Here is an 18375-nt window from a genome sequence, read left to right on the forward strand (position 1 = left end):
ATCCCCCTAACTATTCACTCTTTTCGTTCTTCATCTTTTCGATCATTTTGATCCCGTATCCAGCCAGCATGTGATCGGGCTGAATGTCAACTGCTTTATTAAAATACTCCAATGCCTTATCAGCATCATCTTTATAGCCAGCATATGCCACCCCTAGATTATAGTAAGCGTCTGCATGCTCAGGATCCTTTTCGATCACCTTTGAAAGCTGACCGATTGATTCTTCATAGGCTTCCGCCTGCGCAAGACTTAAACCTAATTGAAAACGCGCTTCTATATCGTCTTCATTCAATTCCACACTTCTTTGCAGATAAGGTACGGCAAATTTAGGCTGCTCAAGATTCACAAGGCTTACACCGAGCATGAAGTACACATCGGCATTTTCCATTCCTTTATTGACTGCTTTCTCGAATTGACTCTTCGCTGAATCGTAATCTCCTTCATTAAAGAACAAATTCCCAAGTGAATAGTATGCTGCCGCCGCATTTTCATCGACCGAGATCGCTCTCTCGAAGAATGATTTTGCTTTGTCGCTGTCCCCTACTGACATGAGGACATTCCCGAAGTTGATGTATCCGACCGGGTCTTTCGGATTTTCTTCAATTGCTTCCGTGAATAGCTTGACGGCATCCTCCAGTTTCCCTTCTTGCAATAATTCGATTCCCTTTAAGTTTTTGTCCATTTTCAGCACCTCTATTATGTAATGATTATATAGCTGGTTTCCATATATGATTTGTACTCAGTATAACACAGAGTAATAGAGCTAAATACTCGTAAAGAAAGGACTGAGATGAAGGAATACATTACTCGCTTCTTCACAGTCCTTTTTTATTCCATATGGGCCGGTATCAGCCGACATATGTCAATTTTTTCTCATCTTTGAAAATGGTATCGATTGTCCCGCCGCCGAGGCATTCGTCACCATCATAGAAGACAACTGCTTGTCCCGGAGTCACCGCACGGAGGGGCTCGTCAAAGATCACTTTGACTTCCCCGTTTCCAATAGGGATGACGGTAACCGAATTGTCTGCCTGACGGTAGCGGAATTTAGCCGTGCATTTGAATTCTGATGGCTTTTCACTATTGGATGTCCAGTGCACATCCGTTGCAAGAATCGAATCAGAATACAATGCAGGATTTTCAAATCCTTGGCCGACATACAGCACATTTCGTTCCAGGTCTTTTCCAATGGCGAACCATGGATCTCCTGCACCGCCAATACCGAGACCGTGACGCTGGCCGATCGTATAATACATCAAACCATCATGTTTACCCATGACCTTGCCATCCATCGTTTCCATATTTCCGGGCTGAGCAGGCAGATAATTGCTTAGGAAGTCCTTGAAATTCCTTTCACCGATAAAGCATATTCCGGTGCTGTCCTTTTTGGACGCCGTCGCAAGTCCTGCTTCTTTTGCGATTTCACGCACCTTCTTCTTATCGATTCCCCCGAGAGGAAACATGACTTTCTCAAGCTGTTCCTGTCCTAGCTGATTGAGGAAGTAGGTTTGATCTTTATTGTTGTCGACACCGCGGAGCATTTTATATTCTCCGTCGCGGTATTCAACCTGGGCATAGTGCCCCGTTGCAAGGTAGTCGGCACCAAGCTTCATCGCATGCTCGAGGAATGCTTTGAACTTGATTTCTTTGTTGCACATCACATCTGGATTAGGCGTTCTTCCAGCTTTGTATTCATCAAGGAAATAGGTGAATACCTTATCCCAATATTGTTTCTCAAAATTGACAGCGTAGTATGGGATTCCGATTTGATTACATACCCGAATGACATCGTTGTAATCTTCCGTCGCGGTGCAGACACCATTTTCATCTGTGTCATCCCAGTTTTTCATGAAGATGCCAATCACTTCATAGCCTTGCTCTTTCAGCAGAAGAGCCGCTACAGATGAATCCACTCCACCGGACATTCCGACGACCACCCTTGTATCCTTTGGATCCTTTTTCATTTACGCCACCTCCTTCTTTCTTAGTTCACGGCTCTGTTGCATACAGCCATTGATAACAACGATATGCTTTAACAGAGCCTTATTCTTTCTATCTATTCAAGGCGTTTAAGAGACAAGTCTCTTAACCACTTTGGCAACTTCGTTTGCAGCTTGTACGATCTGTGATTCTGTATTCCCCAGGCCGAAGCTGAACCGGATTGAATTCTTGGTTCTATCAGAGTCTGTTCCGAACATGGCAACCAATACGTGGGAAGGTTCGATCGACCCTGCCGTACAGGCTGATCCGCTTGAAACGGCTATGCCCGACATATCGAGATTCATCAGCATCGATTCAACGTCTGTTCCAGGGAAGCTTAAGTTTAGCACATGGGGTAATCCGTGCTCAAGAGATCCGTTCTCATCGAATCCAACATTTTTTTCCATCAGCGTTTTTCTAAATAAACTCTTGAAGCCATCGTAGATTTCATGCTTCTCCCTGCATGAATCCTGCGCAATCTCGACTGCTTTCCCCAATCCTGCAATGGCCGGAACATTTTCTGTCCCTGCACGCCTCTTCCTCTCCTGCTCACCGCCAAAAGAGCCGGGCTGAAGATTTACGTTCTTATGGCAGTATAGGAAACCGACTCCTTTAGGACCGTTGATTTTATGGCCGGAAACGGAAAGCATATCGACACCAAGTTCGCTCACATCCATATCCAGCAGTCCAAACGCCTGGACAGCATCTGTATGGAAGTATGCATCATGATTTTTCAGGACTTGTCCTATCTCTGCAATTGGTTGAACGGTTCCAACTTCATTGTTCCCATACATAATGGTAACCAATATGGTATCCGGACGCAGTGCATCTTCAAAATCATGCAATGAGACTCTGCCTGTTTCATCTACAGGCAAGTATGTTACTTCAAATCCTTGCCCTTCCAGATGGTTACATGCATGAAGAACAGCATGATGCTCAATTTGAGTTGTGATGATATGTTTCCCTTTAGACTTGTTTGCATGTGCAGTACCGATGATGGCTAAATTATCTGCTTCTGTTCCGCCGCTTGTAAAAATGATGTCATTATAATCCGCCTTCAGACTGTGGGCAATTTTCGTACGGGCCCCATCCACAAGATGACGGGCGGAACGGCCAAAGGAATGAATACTTGATGGGTTCCCGAACGTCTCTTTCATAACAGATGTCATTTCTTCTATTACATCAGCATCCATTGGAGACGTAGCGGCATGGTCCATGTATATTCTGTCCATTTTCAATACACCTCCTAGATATAAAACATATACGCATCGGATTCGCCGTCATCCGAATGACTCGCTAAATCTTCTATCGTTGTATTATCCAATACATCCTTAACCGCATCACGTATACGGATCCACAATTCACGCTTTGCGGGCTCTTCATCTTCGATTCCTTCGACTGGACTGATGGGACCCTCGAGAATACGGATGATATCACCTGCAGTGATTTCAGATGGTTCATGCCCAAGTACATATCCTCCATAAGCCCCGCGGATACTCCTTACAAGCCCGCCGTTGCGAAGCGGAGCAACGAGCTGCTCGAGATAGTGTTCCGAAAGTTCATGCTGCTGAGCGATTGTTTTAAGAGAAGTCGGTCCTTCCCCGTGACGTTTAGCCAATTCAATCATAATCGTCAAGCCATAACGGCCTTTAGTAGATATCTTCATTATTCCTGCACCTCTTACGTTCTTATAGTTAGCTGATAATGGTATTTATTATAAGTGGTCCGTTCCTTTCCGCTGCAGGCACAAGATTCCCCGGGGAGGAAGTCGAGCCTCCTCGGCGTTCCGCCTGTGGGTTAGAAAAGCGGAGGCGGTTCGCACAGCCCCGACAAGCATAAGATGAATGGGCCGGGAAGGCGTTCTTTGCCTTCTTGGACCATTTAGCTTATGACCTCGAGGGGCTAACCGCCGGAGCTGGACAAGTCTCGACTTTTCCTCTATTTCCCGTCGGAGTCAAGTGCCTTCCGCTCCAATCCACTCTGTGTTTCTTATAAAATGTGTAAAATACTTTCTACACATAGGGTAGAATCTTACTTTATCAGTATAGCTCCATTTAAATTTGTTTTTGTATTTAACTGGTTCCAGCTGTTGATTGGAGTGGAAGACGTAGACTCCTGCGGGAAAAGCGAGACTGGTGAGACCCCACAGGAGCTTTAGCGATGAGGAGGCTCACCGCTCGCCCGCGGAAAGCGAAGTCTTCCACGGAAATCAAAAGCGGTATTTAATAGAATTATCCGTATTAACCCTAGTTATTATAGCATATCCGATCATGTACTGTGAAAAGGATCGTTTGATTCGGTTGCGGACGGAATCATTTCCTAATAAACTCACCCTGTGATAAAGTAAAAGTACTCGAGAACACCAGTTTGGAGAGATTTGATATGGCTATTAAACCACTGGCCTTTAAAATGAGGCCGAGAACGATAGATGAGATCATCGGTCAACAGCATTTAGTGGGAGAAGGTAAAATCATCGACCGGATGGTAAAGGCTAAACAGCTTTCTTCCATGATTTTATACGGACCTCCGGGAATCGGTAAAACATCGATTGCAAGCGCCATTGCCGGCAGTACGAAATACAGATTCAAAACACTGAACGCCGTTACGAATAATAAAAAGGATATACAAATCGTCGCAGAAGAAGCCAAAATGTCGGGGAAAGTGATTCTACTGCTCGATGAAGTCCATCGTCTTGATAAAGGCAAGCAGGATTTTCTGCTCCCCTATCTGGAAAATGGGATGATCACCTTAATCGGTGCCACAACGAGCAACCCATATCACGCCATAAACCCGGCGATCAGAAGCAGATGCCAGATTTTCGAACTGAAGCCCCTTACTGTCGATGCAATGAAAACCGCCATCTACAGGGCGATAGAAGATAATGAACGAGGCTTGGGTGACTACTCCCTTGACATATCCGCAGAAGCCGTCCATCATTTTGCGAGCAGCAGTAACGGTGATGTGAGAAGCTCCTTGAATGCTTTGGAGCTGGCAGTCTTGTCGACGTCACCTGATGCGGATGGAACAATCCACATAGATGTGGGCATTGCAGAGGAATGTCTGCAAAAGAAAAGCTTTTCCCATGATAAAGATGGAGATGCCCATTATGACGTATTGAGCGCTTTTCAGAAATCGATACGGGGAAGCGATGTAAATGCCGCACTTCATTATTTAGGAAGATTGGTAGAAGCAGGTGATTTACCTAGTATTGCACGACGATTGCTCGTCATCGCCTATGAAGATATCGGCCTGGCCAATCCGGCAGCAGGATCACGAACTTTGGCCGCAGTTGAAACAGCTGAAAAAATCGGATTCCCTGAAGCCCGGATTCCTTTGGCCAACGCAATCATCGAGCTTTGCCTGTCGCCGAAATCCAATTCGGCCATCCTAGCGATCGACTCGGCACTGTCTGATATCCGAAAAGGAAAAAGCGGGGAAGTTCCCGATCATCTGAAGGATGCCCATTACAAAGGGGCAAGTGAGTTAGGCAGGGGGATAGAGTATAAATACCCTCATGACTACGAATCCGGCTGGGTTCCGCAAACCTATCTGCCCGACCGGCTGAAGAATACACGGTATTACACCCCTAAGACGACCGGAAAATTTGAGCAGGCCATCGCCGGGGTTTATGATAAGATCAATAAACAGATGAAATAGTTGGGATTGAGCCAGGCCTTTATATGGGTCTGGCTTTTTTTATGTATTTCGATTGGTGGTAAATGGATTCGGGTCGGTCATTGGATTGGATTCCTGTTGGTAGTATCTTTCGGTAACTGAAGTTTCTTCGAGGAGTGGTGCGATTATGCTGAAAGCGGTGCGTTTATCTGGAATGCGGTGCAATTAAGCTAATTTCGGTGCAATCATCTGGAATGCGGAGCAATTATCCATAAACCGGTGCAAAAGGAGGTTCAAACAATCAATCAAGCCGTTACCAATAGCTCAAAAGCATCTTTCTTCATCTACTTGCTTCAAAGAAAAATCAAATCCATTTCCAAAATCACCAGAAAATCAGCCAATACCACTGCAAACACATCGATCATGATTAAAATTCCGGCAAAACGACAATTTCTCTCCTGGCCCAGCCCCTTTCAAAAAAGTTCCCCCTCGGGCTACTATCACATACACTGATAAAAAAGTCCGCGGAGGTCATGCCGATGATCATACTGAAAGACGACTCTTCAACCAGCAGTTTAAAAGGGTTGTCTCCTACAGAATCCATGATCCTGAATGCAATTGAAAAAAGCAAAATCCGCTATGAGTATAACAACCTGAAAGAGATTGCGTTTGAATTAAAGGTAAGAGAACGTATTACCATGAACAGCAGATTGCTAAACAGCAGTGCGGCTACATTTGCCACTTTTCCAAATTCTTCGTTCAACCCTTACTACTGGATAAAAACGATGAACGGATACAGGTTACGGGCAGGAAGGCGCCCATCCGCAGCGATAAAGGATGTTTTTGAAAATTCTTACCTGTACAGTTTTGAATGTGTGACAACTGTTGTCCTGATTTACTATAAATCCATCCTCGACACGATACGCCCGGAATACTTTGACCGTTTGTATTCACCGATGCTCATTTGGGGACACAACTTCAACGACGCTATGTATATGGTGACATACGAAGGGATCGATAACATCCCGGGAGACGTGTTTTACTTTTCCAATCCGGATTATGAAGACCCGATCTGGATGGGGGAAAATGCAGTTCTCCTGGAAAAGGACCAATATTTCGGGCATGGAATCGGAATCGTCACGCATGATAAAATGGTCGAGGCGCTGAATACATTACGTAAGATGAATGCAGTCAAATCTGCTTTTCTGTTAAACCAGACTACCAGGCTTGATTTCACTGAACTATATAAGTACTCATAAAAAATGACGGTCTTTATAGAGACCGTCATTTTCTGGTTGAATATGATAAAACGCCATCAGGCAGGCCCGACTCATTGTTGCTAGTAGGACAAACCCTGCCGCTTTTCTAAGCTGCTACATCCCGCTTCCTGAACACGAAGAATGCAAGAAGCTGGAAGATGGCAAAGTAAATGATCAGCATGGTGATTGAGAAGCCCATGGTCATCCCTTCTACAAGCGGCTGGCTGAAACCAGTATACTGCGTCAGGTCCGTGTTGGCAAACAGGCTGTATTTAGCCCAATCAAACTTCAAGGCTAGCAATCCCGTGGCGTTTGCCCCCATGAACAACAGGAATAAAGAAATTCCGATTGCAAGTGAAGAGCTTCTGAAAACAGTCGAAATCATGAAGGCCATCGTGGCCATCATTGTCACATCAATCGATTTCAATAAATAGGTTTTGATCAGGTATCCAACAATATTCTGCTCGACCACTTCACCATCTATATAAGCAAGGTGAACGGATTGGCCTGTTCCTCCGAATAGAATCAAACCTAATAGGAATGAGACAGCGAAAAGAATCCCAAGCAGTGTCGCCCCATAAAGGATGACCGTTATATATTTTGATAGCAAAATCTTTGTCCTTGATATCGGGCGGATCAATAACAGCTTGATCGTCCCCCATGAAAATTCACCTGCAACAATACCAGCTGCCACGATGATCGCAAATAATCCGACGAGCGTCACGGCAAAACCATTTGTTTCTACAAAGGTCCATACCGTTTCTTTTGAGTTTGGTGCTATATTGTTTTCGATTCTGTACTCATTGAGGGCAATATTTTGTTCGATCATGCTTTTACTGAATTTATTCATTCCATCTTGGGATAGAGCTTGTTTATCTCCCTCGATCTGCATGGATAGCTCCTGTTTCCAGTTATCAGACTCTTTCACTTTTGAATCCTCATATTTCTCAAATGCGCCAACTATTCCAATGACCAAGATCAACAGGCCGAGCATGACGTAGGTGCCTACCCGCTTAAATATTTTCATCCACTCGTTCTTTATCAGATTAAGCATGCAAGACCTCTCCCTTCTCATTTGTGATTTCCAGAAAGCGGTCCTCTAATGACTTCGCAACCTGCATAACGCTGAATATTTCCACTTCGTTCTCCACGAATGCTTTAATCAGGAGAGGCACCTGTTCTTTTGTAATGCCTGTTTGCAGCTTGTTATTTTTCACTTCGAATACAAGGGAAGGGTTAAAGGAGTTCATGACCCTCCGAGCCTTTTCCTCATCATTCACTTCAAATTGATAGACGAGCTCCTTCCCGTCCACAAAATCACGCACAGTCTGAACATCGACAAGCTTTCCTTTTTGAATGATCCCGATGCGGTCACACATCATTTCCATCTCAGAAAGCAGGTGACTTGATACGATGACAGCCATTCCTTCTTCTTGTGCCAGTTTTCGTATGTAGGCACGAATTTCACGGATACCCGCTGGATCCAACCCATTGGTCGGCTCATCAAGAATGAGGATTTTCGGTTTATGCAGCAGGCACTGTGCGAGTCCCAACCGCTGTCTCATCCCCAGGGAATACGTCTTGACTTTGTCATGAATCCGATCAGATAAACCGACCAATTCGACTACTTCCTTGATTCTTTCTTCTGTTATCCCTTTTTGCATCCGGGCAAAATGCTGCAGATTTTTGTATCCGGACATGAATTTATAAAGTTCTGGATTCTCGACGATTGCCCCCACAGAAGCAATGGCCTCTTCAAAGTCTCTTTTGATGCTCTTGCCAGAAATAAGAACATCTCCTTCAGTGATACTCATCAATCCCACGATCATTCTGATGGTCGTCGTCTTACCTGCTCCATTCGGTCCAAGAAATCCAAATACTTCTCCCTCAAACACATCGAAAGACAGGTCATCGATTATCCTTTTTCCCTTGATGACTTTTGACACGTTTTGTAATTTCACAATTGTATTCATTCTTCTCCGCTCCCTCCAGCCGTCGTTTTTTTCAACCATTGAAGTACTGATAATCCCTCTTCTTCCCTCAGCCTCTCCACTTCGCAATGACCTTCGATCTTCCCATTATGGATGATATAGGCTTCGTCCAGGATTGCTTCGATTTCATCGATCTCGTGTGTAGCAATGATGACTGTCTGATTTCCAAAATCCACGTACGATATCAGGCTCTTCACAATGGAATCCCTGACCATCGGATCCAAACCAGAAAACGGTTCATCCAAAAGAAGCACCTCTGTATTACGTGAAAGGGTCAGAATAAGTTTCAATCTTCCACGATTTCCCTTGGATAAATGTTTAATTTTTTTATTTTTATCCAGATCCATGAATCCGATCAGATCATATGCCTTATTCAAATCAAAATCTGAGAACTGAGATGCATAGAAGGAAATCATCCCCTCAACGGTGAAAGCTTCGTAGAACATATCCAGTTCTGTCAAATAAGCCACTTTGTCCGCTATTTTTCTGGTTACTTTATGTTCGTTCACTGTCACTGTCCCGCTGCTCGGGATAACCAGGCCTGCAATCATCTTTAATGTCGTTGATTTACCGCTCCCATTCGGACCCAGTAATCCGTATATCTTCCCTTTATCAAACTGAATCGTAGTGTTTTGAAGTGCCGTCCCATGACCGTATTTTTTTGTCACCTCTTGAAACCGGATCACGCCTATTCCCCCTCTCCATACTTTTCAAGGCTTTCGATCATTTGTTTCTGCGATAGACCGAGTTCTTTCATGTTGCGGATGAATTGCTCCACCACTTCCCTTTGGACTTTCTCATTCAGCACAGATAGAATCTCTTGATTTTCCGTTACAAATGTTCCCTGCCCTCTCCTTGTCTCCACGATATCCATCCTTTCTAATTCGCTGTACGTACGTTGAATGGTATTCGGATTTACCCCTGATTGAATCGCCATCTCCCTGACGGAGGGAAGCTTATCTCCCGGATTCAATTCATTTCTGACGATTTCCCGGATGATGCGGTCTGCTATTTGTACGTATATCGGTTTTGATGCTGTATATTCTTCTGTCATTCCTTACACCTCTACTTTACGGTCTAATAACCAGCAGGAAATGATAAATAAAGTAATCATGACAAGTCCTTCAAAAGCAAAGGGAAGGATAGGAAACGGGATGACTTCACTATAAAACCCTGCCTCTGCAGTTCCCTGCCCGGCTGTAAACGCAAAGCCTGCCGGTACATCGATCGTCCAGACTTCAAAAAGGTTCTGAACCCATCCGACACTCATCAAAATTGCTGTACTGCTCTGATAGACAATGATGAATCCCAAGATGAACAGCCATCTCATGTTTTTAATCGCCGGGAATTTCCCTAGTGCGTGGTAAAAAGTCCAAAAAAAGAAGGTCCAAATGGAAAAGTCAAACGCAGCAACAGTGATTCCAAGATTAAAAAGAATTCCTTCTTTAAAGGGCCAATACGAAAAGAAGTTCTCAGCATCCGGCAGTCCCGCAATACTGATGACCCCAAGAATATCAACCAATAAGAAAGACAAGGTTGAGTAAATGAAGGCAATGATCAATTTGGGAGCGATCAGCTTAAAACCGCTTTGTGGACTATGCAGCCACAGCTGTGTCTTACCTTCCACCCTGAGCATGGAGAAAAGGATAACCGGCATGACGGCCAGATGGAAAACCCCGAGCATAATGACAAACACAACCACAACAGTCGGTTCCCCTGTCACTCTGCCGAGTATCAGGCCCAATGCGTAAATAAATAAGATAATGGCAATCCACCCGTAAAACCAAATTTTTGATGTTTTCAAATCCTTCCACAGAAGTCCTTTAAAAGCGTTCATATCCGTCTCTCCCTAAAGTGTTTTAGTGTTCTAGTTAGATAGTACACTAAAACACTCTAGTGAGTCAATCCATTTTACATAAAATGGGTTCATTTATTTTAACTGTTGTGTAAAGCTATAAAAAAGAGTTTATACAGGAAGGGATATCATGAATTCTTCAAAAAAAAGCTGGACAGAATCAGAAGAAAAGCTATTAATGAACACCGTGCACTCATACTTGGACCGGGGACTTCCGAAGAAGGAAGCGTTCAAGGAAGTGGCTGCAAAAATAAACCGTTCAGCTGCCACCTGCTCCCACCGTTATTATGCTATAAGGAAAACACAACCATCAGAGATGAACGACTCCCTAATCACACTGCAGGATTGCATCCAGTTTCTAAACGACACGCAGCAGCCGGAAACGCTAACCCAAGAAAATGAGTCGTTGAAAAAAGAAAAGAGGGAGCTTCTCCAAGTTCAGAAACAGTTAAAGGAAAGATATATAACACTCATGGGGAAACACGAGAAGCTGCAACAATTGTTGTCAATCATCAAAGAAGCCGAAAATTATGAGGAGCCTCCTTCTGCACCGGTCATTCATTAAGCTCCTTCACAAAAAAGAAGACCCGTCTTTTTTCCAGACGGGTCTACCTCTTTTATTTATCTTTCACTCTTTTGATTTCAATATCTTTTAATAATTGATTCATTACATGGCTTGCTGCAATTAACCCTGCCACCGAAGGGACAAAAGCATTCGAAGACGGCGGAAGCTGAGCTTTTCTGATTTTAGCATCTTCTTTTCCTACTTCCTTCCTTACATCTTCGCGGATGACAATCGGACTCTCATCAGAGAATACAACGGTTACTCCTTTTTTGATTCCTTCTTTTTTCAAACGTGTACGGATGACCTTAGCGATCGGATCCGTATGCGTTTTACTGATATCGGCAATCTGGAAGCGGGTTGGATCAGTTTTGTTTGCGGCACCCATACTTGCGATCAAAGGAATATCCCTCTTGAGACATTCTTTCATTAAATGAATCTTATAAGAAATCGTGTCGGATGCATCAATCACATAATCCAATCCGTAACTGAAGAAATCTTCATACGTTTCTTCCGTGTAGAACATCTTCAGTGAAATCACTTCACACTCTGGGTTTATATCTTTAATGCGATCGCGCATCAAATCGGCTTTGGGCTTGCCTACTGTAGAGAGCAGCGCATGGATTTGACGGTTAACATTAGTGATGTCAACATCATCTTTATCCACCAATACAAGACGTCCTACACCTGAACGTGCCAATGCTTCTGCCGCAAAGGAACCCACTCCGCCGATACCGAGCACCGCCACGGTACTGTTCTTCAGCGTATTGAGGCCTTCCTTTCCGATCGCTAATTCATTTCTTGAGAACTGGTGTAGCAATTCAATCAACTCCATTATAAGTATTCGACTAGGTTTATACTGAATTAGAATAAAGGAAAGCAGGGTGAAAATCAACTTGAAATCTTTTCTGCCGGTTGTTTCTAAGAGTCTTTATCTTTAAAACTTAGACCGTTCCTTTCCGCTGCAGGCATTTGCTTTCCGCGGGGAGGAAGTCGAGCCTCCTCGGCGTACCGCCTGCGGGGTCTCGACTTTTCCTCATTTCCCGTCGGAGTCAAATGCCTTCCGCTCCAATCCACTCTGTGTTTTCAAAGAGGTAAGCAACAACCTACATGGATAAAGCTTTTTATATTATTGGTTTCTCACGAACCAAATTCGTAATAACCCGTTTCTAAATTGTCCAACAAAAAAACCAGGCTTTGAACTAGCCTGGTTTTATTCAAATATGATTATTTCAATAAAAGTAAACAAGTCCCAATCGTGCCGTCGCTGCGATTCCTTCGTTTTGAACCCGCTCTCGGCAGGTGGGTGCTTTGCTCTGCCAGTTGTTAGTCCTCATAGAGGCATGAACGCGTAACAGAAACGACAAGCTCCCAAAGTTTTAAGTGTTCGGTCAAAACTATCAGGGTTAACGTCGTACACATCAGGACTTGTTTGTGATTGTTTAAATCATACCATAAGAATTTTGAATTTTCAATGAACTTCCCTTAGGAATTTTTACTCATTCTCAACGTCAAGTGATAGGGATAATTCCTTTAATTGAGCCTGACTGACGCTGCCAGGCGCTTCCGTCAACAAGCAGCTTGCACTTGCTGTTTTAGGGAAAGCAATGGTGTCACGTAAATTCGTACGGCCGGCAAGGAGCATAACCACGCGGTCCAATCCCAGAGCGATACCGCCATGAGGAGGTGTACCGTATTCGAAGGCTTCCAATAGGAATCCGAATTGCTCTTGAGCTTCTTCCTTGGAGAAACCTAATACGTTGAACATCTTCTCCTGGATGTCGCGTTCGTAAATACGAAGCGATCCCCCTCCAAGTTCATAACCGTTCAGCACAAGGTCATATGCTTCAGCACGTACTTCCGCAGGATTGGAATCGAATTTCTCGATATCTTCGCGGACCGGCATCGTGAACGGATGATGTGCTGCGTAATAACGGTTTTCTTCTTCATCGAACTCAAGCAATGGCCAATCCGTTACCCATAGGAAATTAAATTTACTCTCATCAATCAGTTTAAGCTCTTTTCCTAATTTCAAACGTAAAGCACCCAATGCGTCAGCAACGACAGATTTTTTATCAGCTACGAATAGAAGCAAGTCTCCAGCTTCTGCCTCAGCTGCAGCTGATAGTTGAGAGGCATCTTCGTCGGTCACAAATTTTGAAATCGGACCTTTCAAGCCTTCTTCTTCAACTTTCAGCCATGCAAGTCCTTTTGCACCGTAACGAGAAACGAATTCAGTCAATGCATCTATATCTTTTCGTGAATACTTAGATGCAGCTCCTTTCACGTTGATCAGCTTCACCTGTCCTCCGGATGCAATCGCACCAGAGAAGACCTTGAAACCTGAGTCCTTCACGATTTCAGAAACATCGATGAGTTCCATTGCGAAGCGGGTATCAGGCTTATCCGAACCATAGCGGCTCATGGCGTCATCATACGTCATACGCGGAAATGGTGTTTCGATATTCATGCCTTTTGCGTCATTCATAAGCTTTTTCATCATATCTTCGACCAGGGCCAAGATTTCATCCAGCTCCATGAAACTCATTTCCATATCGATCTGAGTGAACTCCGGCTGGCGGTCTGCTCGAAGGTCCTCATCACGGAAACAGCGTACAATTTGATAATAGCGGTCGAATCCGGAAACCATCAGCAATTGTTTGAAGATCTGCGGTGATTGAGGCAGTGCATAGAATTCTCCTGGATGCACACGGCTTGGCACTAGATAATCACGCGCACCTTCTGGAGTGCTTTTTGTCAAGATCGGTGTTTCAATATCCAAGAATCCGTTATCGTTTAAAAATGAACGGAACGATGTCGTGACATTGTGACGCATTTTAAGGGTGTCGGCAATAGAAGAGCGTCGAAGATCGATATAGCGGTATTTCAAACGGACATCTTCCGACACTTCCATTTGGTCATCAATCATGAATGGCGGTGTTTTCGCTTCATTTATGATCTCCACCTTATCAACCTGGATTTCGACTTTACCAGTCTTCAAATTAGGGTTGACTGTTCCTTCTCCTCTTTCGACTACCGTACCGGTAATACTTAACACATATTCATTACGGATTTTCTCTGCAAGAGCAAGGGCTTCTTCTGAGAGATCCGGATTGAAAACAGCCTGCACAATCCCTTCTCTGTCTCTTAGATCGATGAAAATCAATCCACCTAAATCTCTTCTCTTTTGAACCCATCCTTTGATGGTCACTTTTTTACCGATGAATGCTTCTGTTATTTCACCGCAGTAAGCTGTTCTTTTTGTCATTTCGTTCTCCTCCTTGATGAATCATCATCCTGCATCTTCTATTTGGATAATTTCCCTTTTATGGTATCGACGAACTGGTCCAGGCTCACTTCTTCTTGTTCACCTGTTTCCATATCTTTTAGATTTATCTTATTTTCCTTCAACTCATTGTCTCCGATCACGGCAACAAATTTGGCTTGAGAACGATCTGCTGCTTTGAACTGGGCTTTCAGTTTCCGGTCAAGATAATCCTTCTCTGAAGATATCCCTTCTCTTCTCACAGAGTGAAGAAGCTTCACTGCATAATCTTTCGCTTCATCACCGAGTGACACGATAAAGAGGTCTATCCCCTCATCGATCGGAAGTTCGACTCCTTCCGCTTCCAAAGCGGACAACAGTCTTTCTATACTGAATGCAAAGCCGATCCCTGGTGTTTCAGGTCCGCCTACCTCTTCCACAAGGCCATTGTATCGACCGCCTCCGCAAAGCGTCGTGATCGCTCCGAAACCTTCAGCGTTACTCATGATTTCAAAGGCAGTGTGATTATAATAATCCAATCCTCTTACGAGAGTAGGGTCCACTTCGAACTCCACATCCATGTCTTTCAGGTAGCGCTGAACTTTTTCAAAGTATTCCTTTGACTCATCATTTAAATAGTCAAGGATTGACGGGGCTGTTGACATCAACTCGTGATCACGGTCTTTCTTGCAATCAAGTATACGTAAAGGGTTCTTCTCCAGTCTGTTCTGGCAGTCTCCGCAGAATTCGTTGATTCTTGGTTTAAAGTGATTGATAAGAGCCTCTCTGTGGGCATTTCGGCTTCCGGAATCCCCCAGGCTGTTGATGACGAGCTTTAACTGTTTCAAACCTAATTCTTTGTAGATGCCCATTGCCAGGGAAAGCACTTCGGCATCAATGGCAGGATCCTGGCTCCCTAGTGCTTCGACGCCGAATTGAACGAACTGGCGGTAGCGTCCTGCCTGAGGCCGCTCGTAGCGGAACATTGGTCCAGAATAGTATAACTTCACCGGCTGGCTCGGATTCCCGAACATCTTATTACCAACAAAAGACCTTACGACAGATGCCGTTCCTTCAGGGCGGAGTGCAAGGCTTCTTCCTCCCCTGTCTTCGAACATATACATTTCTTTTTGAACGATGTCCGTCGTATCGCCGACACCCCTTGTAAATAGTTCGCTCGATTCGAAAATCGGTGTGCGAATTTCTTTATATTGATAGGCATGACATAGATTCTTCGCTACTTCCTCTACGTACTGCCACTTTTCCACATCTCCAGGCAGAATATCCTGTGTGCCTCTTGGTATTTGAATGGACAAGTTAAATTCCTCCTTCAATGAAAATGAACTAATTTATGTAAATAAAAAAAGCCCTCGATCCCTTGTCATAATAAACAAGGGACGAGAGCTTATATTCCCGTGGTGCCACCCTAATTGAGATCTATATAGACCTCCACTTGAGCCAGTTAACGCCTGGTACGTTCATCTCCTACTAGTATACGTTCAGAGCGAAACCTTCCCGAGTGTTCATTCACTAAGGCACTTTGCAGAATGCTTTCAGCCGCGGCATTTCCTCTCTTATCCAAGTGTTCTCTTAGTTACTATTCTCGATCATCGGTTTTAAATTTTTAAATGTTATTTTATTTCTATAATGATACGTATGGCACCAGTTCATGTCAAGAGGCTTCATGAAATTTTTATTATGATCTTTCCATTTTCTTTTTCAATAACTTGACTTCCCTTAAGGAAAGACCGAATTCAGAAGCGAGTTCAACGTTCATCGCATCTTTCTCCCGCTCTACAAAATGATGAAAATTCACTCCGAATAACTGATTCTCTCCATTGGTACTCATAAAGTTTTTATCACTGGACCTCATGCAGACCATCCTTTCAAACATTCATATCTTCTATCATTTCCAATTACCCAAATTTCTTTCCTCATGGAGGAATTTTAATTTTTTTATCGTATTAAACGGTAATGGGAATTTTCATCGGATGGAATAAAAGTTCCTCCAAAACTTCCGATAAAAAGTAAGTAAGAAAAATCTACAGAAGGTGGTGAAGGCAATCAAACGAATAACAGCAGTCATCCTGGCATTATTATTGATATTCCCTTTTCAATCGTTGACAGTTTCCTACGTTCATGCCGACGAAGGGAAAGTCTCCATCAGTACGGCCACCCTCAATGTCCGTACAGGACCAGGTCTGAGTTATCCTGTCTTGACACAAGTACATAGAAACCAGAAGTTCAGTATTGTCGAGACGAAGAAAGAATGGTACAAAATATCCACAGGCAGCGGTGAGGGCTGGGTGGCTAATTGGCTCGTCACCCGTGAATCTCGGGAGTCTGCAGATGAAAGCGGGCAGCAGGGGACCGTAAGTACGAATGGACTGCGGGTAAGAAAAGGCCCGAGCACGTCCGAGGCGGTCGTCACAGTGCTTAACAAAGGAGACAAGGTCGCCATATCTGAATCGAGCGGCAGCTGGCTGTCCATACAATCCGGGAATGTGAGCGGATGGGTCCATACGGACTACGTAAGCCGGATCGGAGAAACAGGTACAACTGTTTCTTCCCCTAAAAAACAGGAAGCGAAGCAGGGAGTGATTACTGCCGGAACACTAAACGTCAGAAAATCCCCTTCACTGAGCAGCCCCATTGCCGGAGCAGTCCATAGAGGAAACACTGTATCGATAACCGGCAGTGTCACAGGGTGGTATGAAATTCAGTTTGGAAATGCGAAAGGCTGGATCTCTGATAATTATGTCGAATTATCGAGTACTTCGGCTGCAGCGCCTTCCCCTTCCTCCAACTTCACTGGGAAGATTACCGTGAATTCGTTAAATGTAAGAAGTGAAGCTTCATTAAACGGAAACGTGATCGGAAAGGTTACAAAAGGGGAGACCTACCCTATATTGTCAGAACAAAATAATTGGTTTCAAATTAAGCTCTCCAATGGTAAAACTGGTTGGGTTGCCGGTTGGTTTGTACAAAAAACGATAGCCGGAGAACAGAAAAGTCCCACCTCCTCCTCACAATCTGGTGAAAAGGTGACCATCCTTCACAACGGGACAAATATCAGAAGCAGTGCAGATGTTCAGTCCGGGGTCGTCAAACGGGCGAACAGCGGAGAAACCTATTCTGTCACTGACAAAATAGGGGACTGGTACGAAATCCAATTAGGAGACGGGAGTACCGCTTATGTAGCAGGATGGATTGTATCCGTACGTACGAGTAACGGTTCCGAGTCTTCCCCCTCCAAAAAGAAAAGTGGAGGAATAAGTGATAAAGTCATTGTCATCGATCCTGGGCACGGAGGTCATGACAGTGGGACGATCGGTACCAGGGGCACGCTTGAAAAGCTGATTACGATGAAAACAGGACAGCTTCTTGCAGATAAGCTTAAAAGCGCAGGTGCAAAAGTCGTCCTCACAAGGAAGAACGATGAATATGTGTCACTGCCTTCACGTGTATCACTGTCACATTATTACGATTCAGATGCGTTTATCTCGATCCACTTCGACAGTATCTACGACAGCAGTGTCGCAGGCCATACTACTTTTTATAATAAAAGCTATCAAGAGGATTTGGCGTATGACGTGCATGAGAGCCTGGCCAGCCGGCTTCCTTCAAGGGACCGAGGTGTCCGGGTAGGTGATTATCATGTCATCCGCGAAAACAAACAAGCTGCCATCCTGCTCGAATTAGGATTTTTAAGCAATCCAGCAGAAGAAGCCAATATGACTTCTCATTATTATCAAGATTTGGCTGCAACAGCGATCTATCATGGGCTGAATGACTATTTCTCTAATTGACAGATGAAGTCCTAAAGACAATAACGAAAAAGCTGCCCC

General features: G+C 44.2%; 17 protein-coding genes, 1 other RNA gene and 1 other annotated feature. Of the genes, 4 read left to right on the forward strand and 14 right to left on the reverse strand.

Annotated features, from left to right (window positions below; all coding sequences use genetic code 11):
- Positions 1-10: 10 nt before the first annotated feature.
- From ACUXV2_RS13565 to cymR, 4 genes are all read right to left on the reverse strand, one after another.
- Positions 11-682: a tetratricopeptide repeat protein gene (locus tag ACUXV2_RS13565; RefSeq protein WP_446243717.1), complete on the reverse strand. Its 672-nt coding sequence runs from the start codon at positions 680-682 to the stop codon at positions 11-13.
- Between the two features lie 166 nt (positions 683-848).
- Positions 849-1964 carry a tRNA 2-thiouridine(34) synthase MnmA gene (gene mnmA / locus ACUXV2_RS13570; RefSeq protein ID WP_446243718.1) on the reverse strand — a complete coding sequence of 372 codons (1116 nt, stop codon included), beginning with the start codon at positions 1962-1964 and terminating at the stop codon, positions 849-851.
- A 105-nt stretch (positions 1965-2069) separates the two neighbouring features.
- Entirely contained in the window at positions 2070-3212 is a 1143-nt protein-coding gene (locus ACUXV2_RS13575) for a cysteine desulfurase family protein (RefSeq protein WP_446243719.1), read from the reverse strand.
- A gap of 14 nt (positions 3213-3226) precedes the next feature.
- A complete protein-coding gene (cymR, locus tag ACUXV2_RS13580; protein ID WP_175990924.1) occupies positions 3227-3646 on the reverse strand; it encodes a cysteine metabolism transcriptional regulator CymR in 420 nt (139 codons plus the stop codon).
- Between the two features lie 716 nt (positions 3647-4362).
- On the opposite strand from cymR, the gene ACUXV2_RS13585 reads away from it, so the two are divergent.
- Both ACUXV2_RS13585 and ACUXV2_RS13590 read left to right on the forward strand, forming a co-directional pair.
- Positions 4363-5637 (forward strand): replication-associated recombination protein A, encoded by a 1275-nt coding sequence (locus tag ACUXV2_RS13585; RefSeq protein ID WP_446243720.1) that lies wholly within the window; start codon positions 4363-4365, stop codon positions 5635-5637.
- Between the two features lie 497 nt (positions 5638-6134).
- On the forward strand, positions 6135-6854 hold the full coding sequence (locus ACUXV2_RS13590; protein ID WP_446243721.1) for a protein-glutamine gamma-glutamyltransferase: 720 nt from the start codon (positions 6135-6137) through the stop codon (positions 6852-6854).
- 106 nt (positions 6855-6960) lie between these two features.
- Here the strand turns inward: ACUXV2_RS13590 and ACUXV2_RS13595 are convergent, their stop codons facing one another.
- The 5 genes from ACUXV2_RS13595 to ACUXV2_RS13615 are packed head-to-tail and all read right to left on the reverse strand — an operon-like array spanning position 6961 to position 10682.
- On the reverse strand, positions 6961-7908 hold the full coding sequence (locus ACUXV2_RS13595) for an ABC transporter permease (protein ID WP_446243722.1): 948 nt from the start codon (positions 7906-7908) through the stop codon (positions 6961-6963).
- Complete coding sequence (locus tag ACUXV2_RS13600) at positions 7901-8827, reverse strand: ABC transporter ATP-binding protein (RefSeq protein WP_446243723.1); 927 nt, start codon at positions 8825-8827, stop codon at positions 7901-7903. The genes ACUXV2_RS13595 and ACUXV2_RS13600 overlap by 8 nt, the downstream gene beginning before the upstream one ends.
- Positions 8824-9531, reverse strand: a complete 708-nt coding sequence (locus tag ACUXV2_RS13605) for an ABC transporter ATP-binding protein (RefSeq protein ID WP_446243724.1) — start codon at positions 9529-9531, stop codon at positions 8824-8826. Before ACUXV2_RS13605 ends, ACUXV2_RS13600 begins: the two co-directional genes overlap by 4 nt.
- A 2-nt stretch (positions 9532-9533) precedes the next feature.
- Positions 9534-9899: a GntR family transcriptional regulator gene (locus tag ACUXV2_RS13610; protein ID WP_446243725.1), complete on the reverse strand. Its 366-nt coding sequence runs from the start codon at positions 9897-9899 to the stop codon at positions 9534-9536.
- Positions 9900-9902: 3 nt separating this feature from the next.
- On the reverse strand, positions 9903-10682 hold the full coding sequence (locus ACUXV2_RS13615; protein WP_446243726.1) for a hypothetical protein: 780 nt from the start codon (positions 10680-10682) through the stop codon (positions 9903-9905).
- Between the two features lie 148 nt (positions 10683-10830).
- Here ACUXV2_RS13615 and ACUXV2_RS13620 point away from each other — a divergent pair, with 148 nt between their 5' ends.
- Entirely contained in the window at positions 10831-11265 is a 435-nt protein-coding gene (locus ACUXV2_RS13620; protein WP_446243727.1) for a hypothetical protein, read from the forward strand.
- Positions 11266-11317: 52 nt separating this feature from the next.
- Here the strand turns inward: ACUXV2_RS13620 and ACUXV2_RS13625 are convergent, their stop codons facing one another.
- From ACUXV2_RS13625 to ACUXV2_RS13645, 5 genes are all read right to left on the reverse strand, one after another.
- Positions 11318-12082: a tRNA threonylcarbamoyladenosine dehydratase gene (locus tag ACUXV2_RS13625; protein WP_446243728.1), complete on the reverse strand. Its 765-nt coding sequence runs from the start codon at positions 12080-12082 to the stop codon at positions 11318-11320.
- A gap of 425 nt (positions 12083-12507) precedes the next feature.
- Positions 12508-12693: non-coding RNA, 6S RNA (gene ssrS, locus ACUXV2_RS13630), on the reverse strand.
- A gap of 64 nt (positions 12694-12757) precedes the next feature.
- Positions 12758-14530, reverse strand: coding sequence for an aspartate--tRNA ligase (gene aspS / locus ACUXV2_RS13635; protein WP_446243729.1), 1773 nt, complete (start codon positions 14528-14530; stop codon positions 12758-12760).
- Between the two features lie 38 nt (positions 14531-14568).
- Entirely contained in the window at positions 14569-15843 is a 1275-nt protein-coding gene (gene hisS / locus ACUXV2_RS13640; protein ID WP_446243730.1) for a histidine--tRNA ligase, read from the reverse strand.
- A 74-nt stretch (positions 15844-15917) separates the two neighbouring features.
- Positions 15918-16147 (reverse strand) — a binding site (T-box leader).
- Positions 16148-16223: 76 nt separating this feature from the next.
- Positions 16224-16421 carry an RNA polymerase subunit sigma-70 gene (locus ACUXV2_RS13645; RefSeq protein ID WP_446243731.1) on the reverse strand — a complete coding sequence of 66 codons (198 nt, stop codon included), beginning with the start codon at positions 16419-16421 and terminating at the stop codon, positions 16224-16226.
- A 160-nt stretch (positions 16422-16581) separates the two neighbouring features.
- On the opposite strand from ACUXV2_RS13645, the gene ACUXV2_RS13650 reads away from it, so the two are divergent.
- Entirely contained in the window at positions 16582-18336 is a 1755-nt protein-coding gene (locus ACUXV2_RS13650) for an SH3 domain-containing protein (protein ID WP_446243732.1), read from the forward strand.
- Positions 18337-18375 lie beyond the last annotated feature (39 nt).

It is taken from the genome of Rossellomorea sp. NS-SX7 (assembly GCF_052828565.1).

Excerpts from the sequence above, each read along its gene's own strand:
- ACUXV2_RS13565 (WP_446243717.1), bottom strand. The coding sequence starts at position 682 with ATGGACAAAAACTTAAAGGGAATCGAATTATTGCAAGAAGGGAAACTG.
- mnmA (WP_446243718.1), bottom strand. The coding sequence starts at position 1,964 with ATGAAAAAGGATCCAAAGGATACAAGGGTGGTCGTCGGAATGTCCGGT.
- ACUXV2_RS13575 (WP_446243719.1), bottom strand. The coding sequence starts at position 3,212 with ATGGACAGAATATACATGGACCATGCCGCTACGTCTCCAATGGATGCT.
- cymR (WP_175990924.1), bottom strand. The coding sequence starts at position 3,646 with ATGAAGATATCTACTAAAGGCCGTTATGGCTTGACGATTATGATTGAA.
- ACUXV2_RS13585 (WP_446243720.1), top strand. The coding sequence starts at position 4,363 with ATGGCTATTAAACCACTGGCCTTTAAAATGAGGCCGAGAACGATAGAT.
- ACUXV2_RS13590 (WP_446243721.1), top strand. The coding sequence starts at position 6,135 with ATGATCATACTGAAAGACGACTCTTCAACCAGCAGTTTAAAAGGGTTG.
- ACUXV2_RS13595 (WP_446243722.1), bottom strand. The coding sequence starts at position 7,908 with ATGCTTAATCTGATAAAGAACGAGTGGATGAAAATATTTAAGCGGGTA.
- ACUXV2_RS13600 (WP_446243723.1), bottom strand. The coding sequence starts at position 8,827 with ATGAATACAATTGTGAAATTACAAAACGTGTCAAAAGTCATCAAGGGA.
- ACUXV2_RS13610 (WP_446243725.1), bottom strand. The coding sequence starts at position 9,899 with ATGACAGAAGAATATACAGCATCAAAACCGATATACGTACAAATAGCA.
- ACUXV2_RS13615 (WP_446243726.1), bottom strand. The coding sequence starts at position 10,682 with ATGAACGCTTTTAAAGGACTTCTGTGGAAGGATTTGAAAACATCAAAA.
- ACUXV2_RS13620 (WP_446243727.1), top strand. The coding sequence starts at position 10,831 with ATGAATTCTTCAAAAAAAAGCTGGACAGAATCAGAAGAAAAGCTATTA.
- aspS (WP_446243729.1), bottom strand. The coding sequence starts at position 14,530 with ATGACAAAAAGAACAGCTTACTGCGGTGAAATAACAGAAGCATTCATC.
- ACUXV2_RS13645 (WP_446243731.1), bottom strand. The coding sequence starts at position 16,421 with ATGTTTGAAAGGATGGTCTGCATGAGGTCCAGTGATAAAAACTTTATG.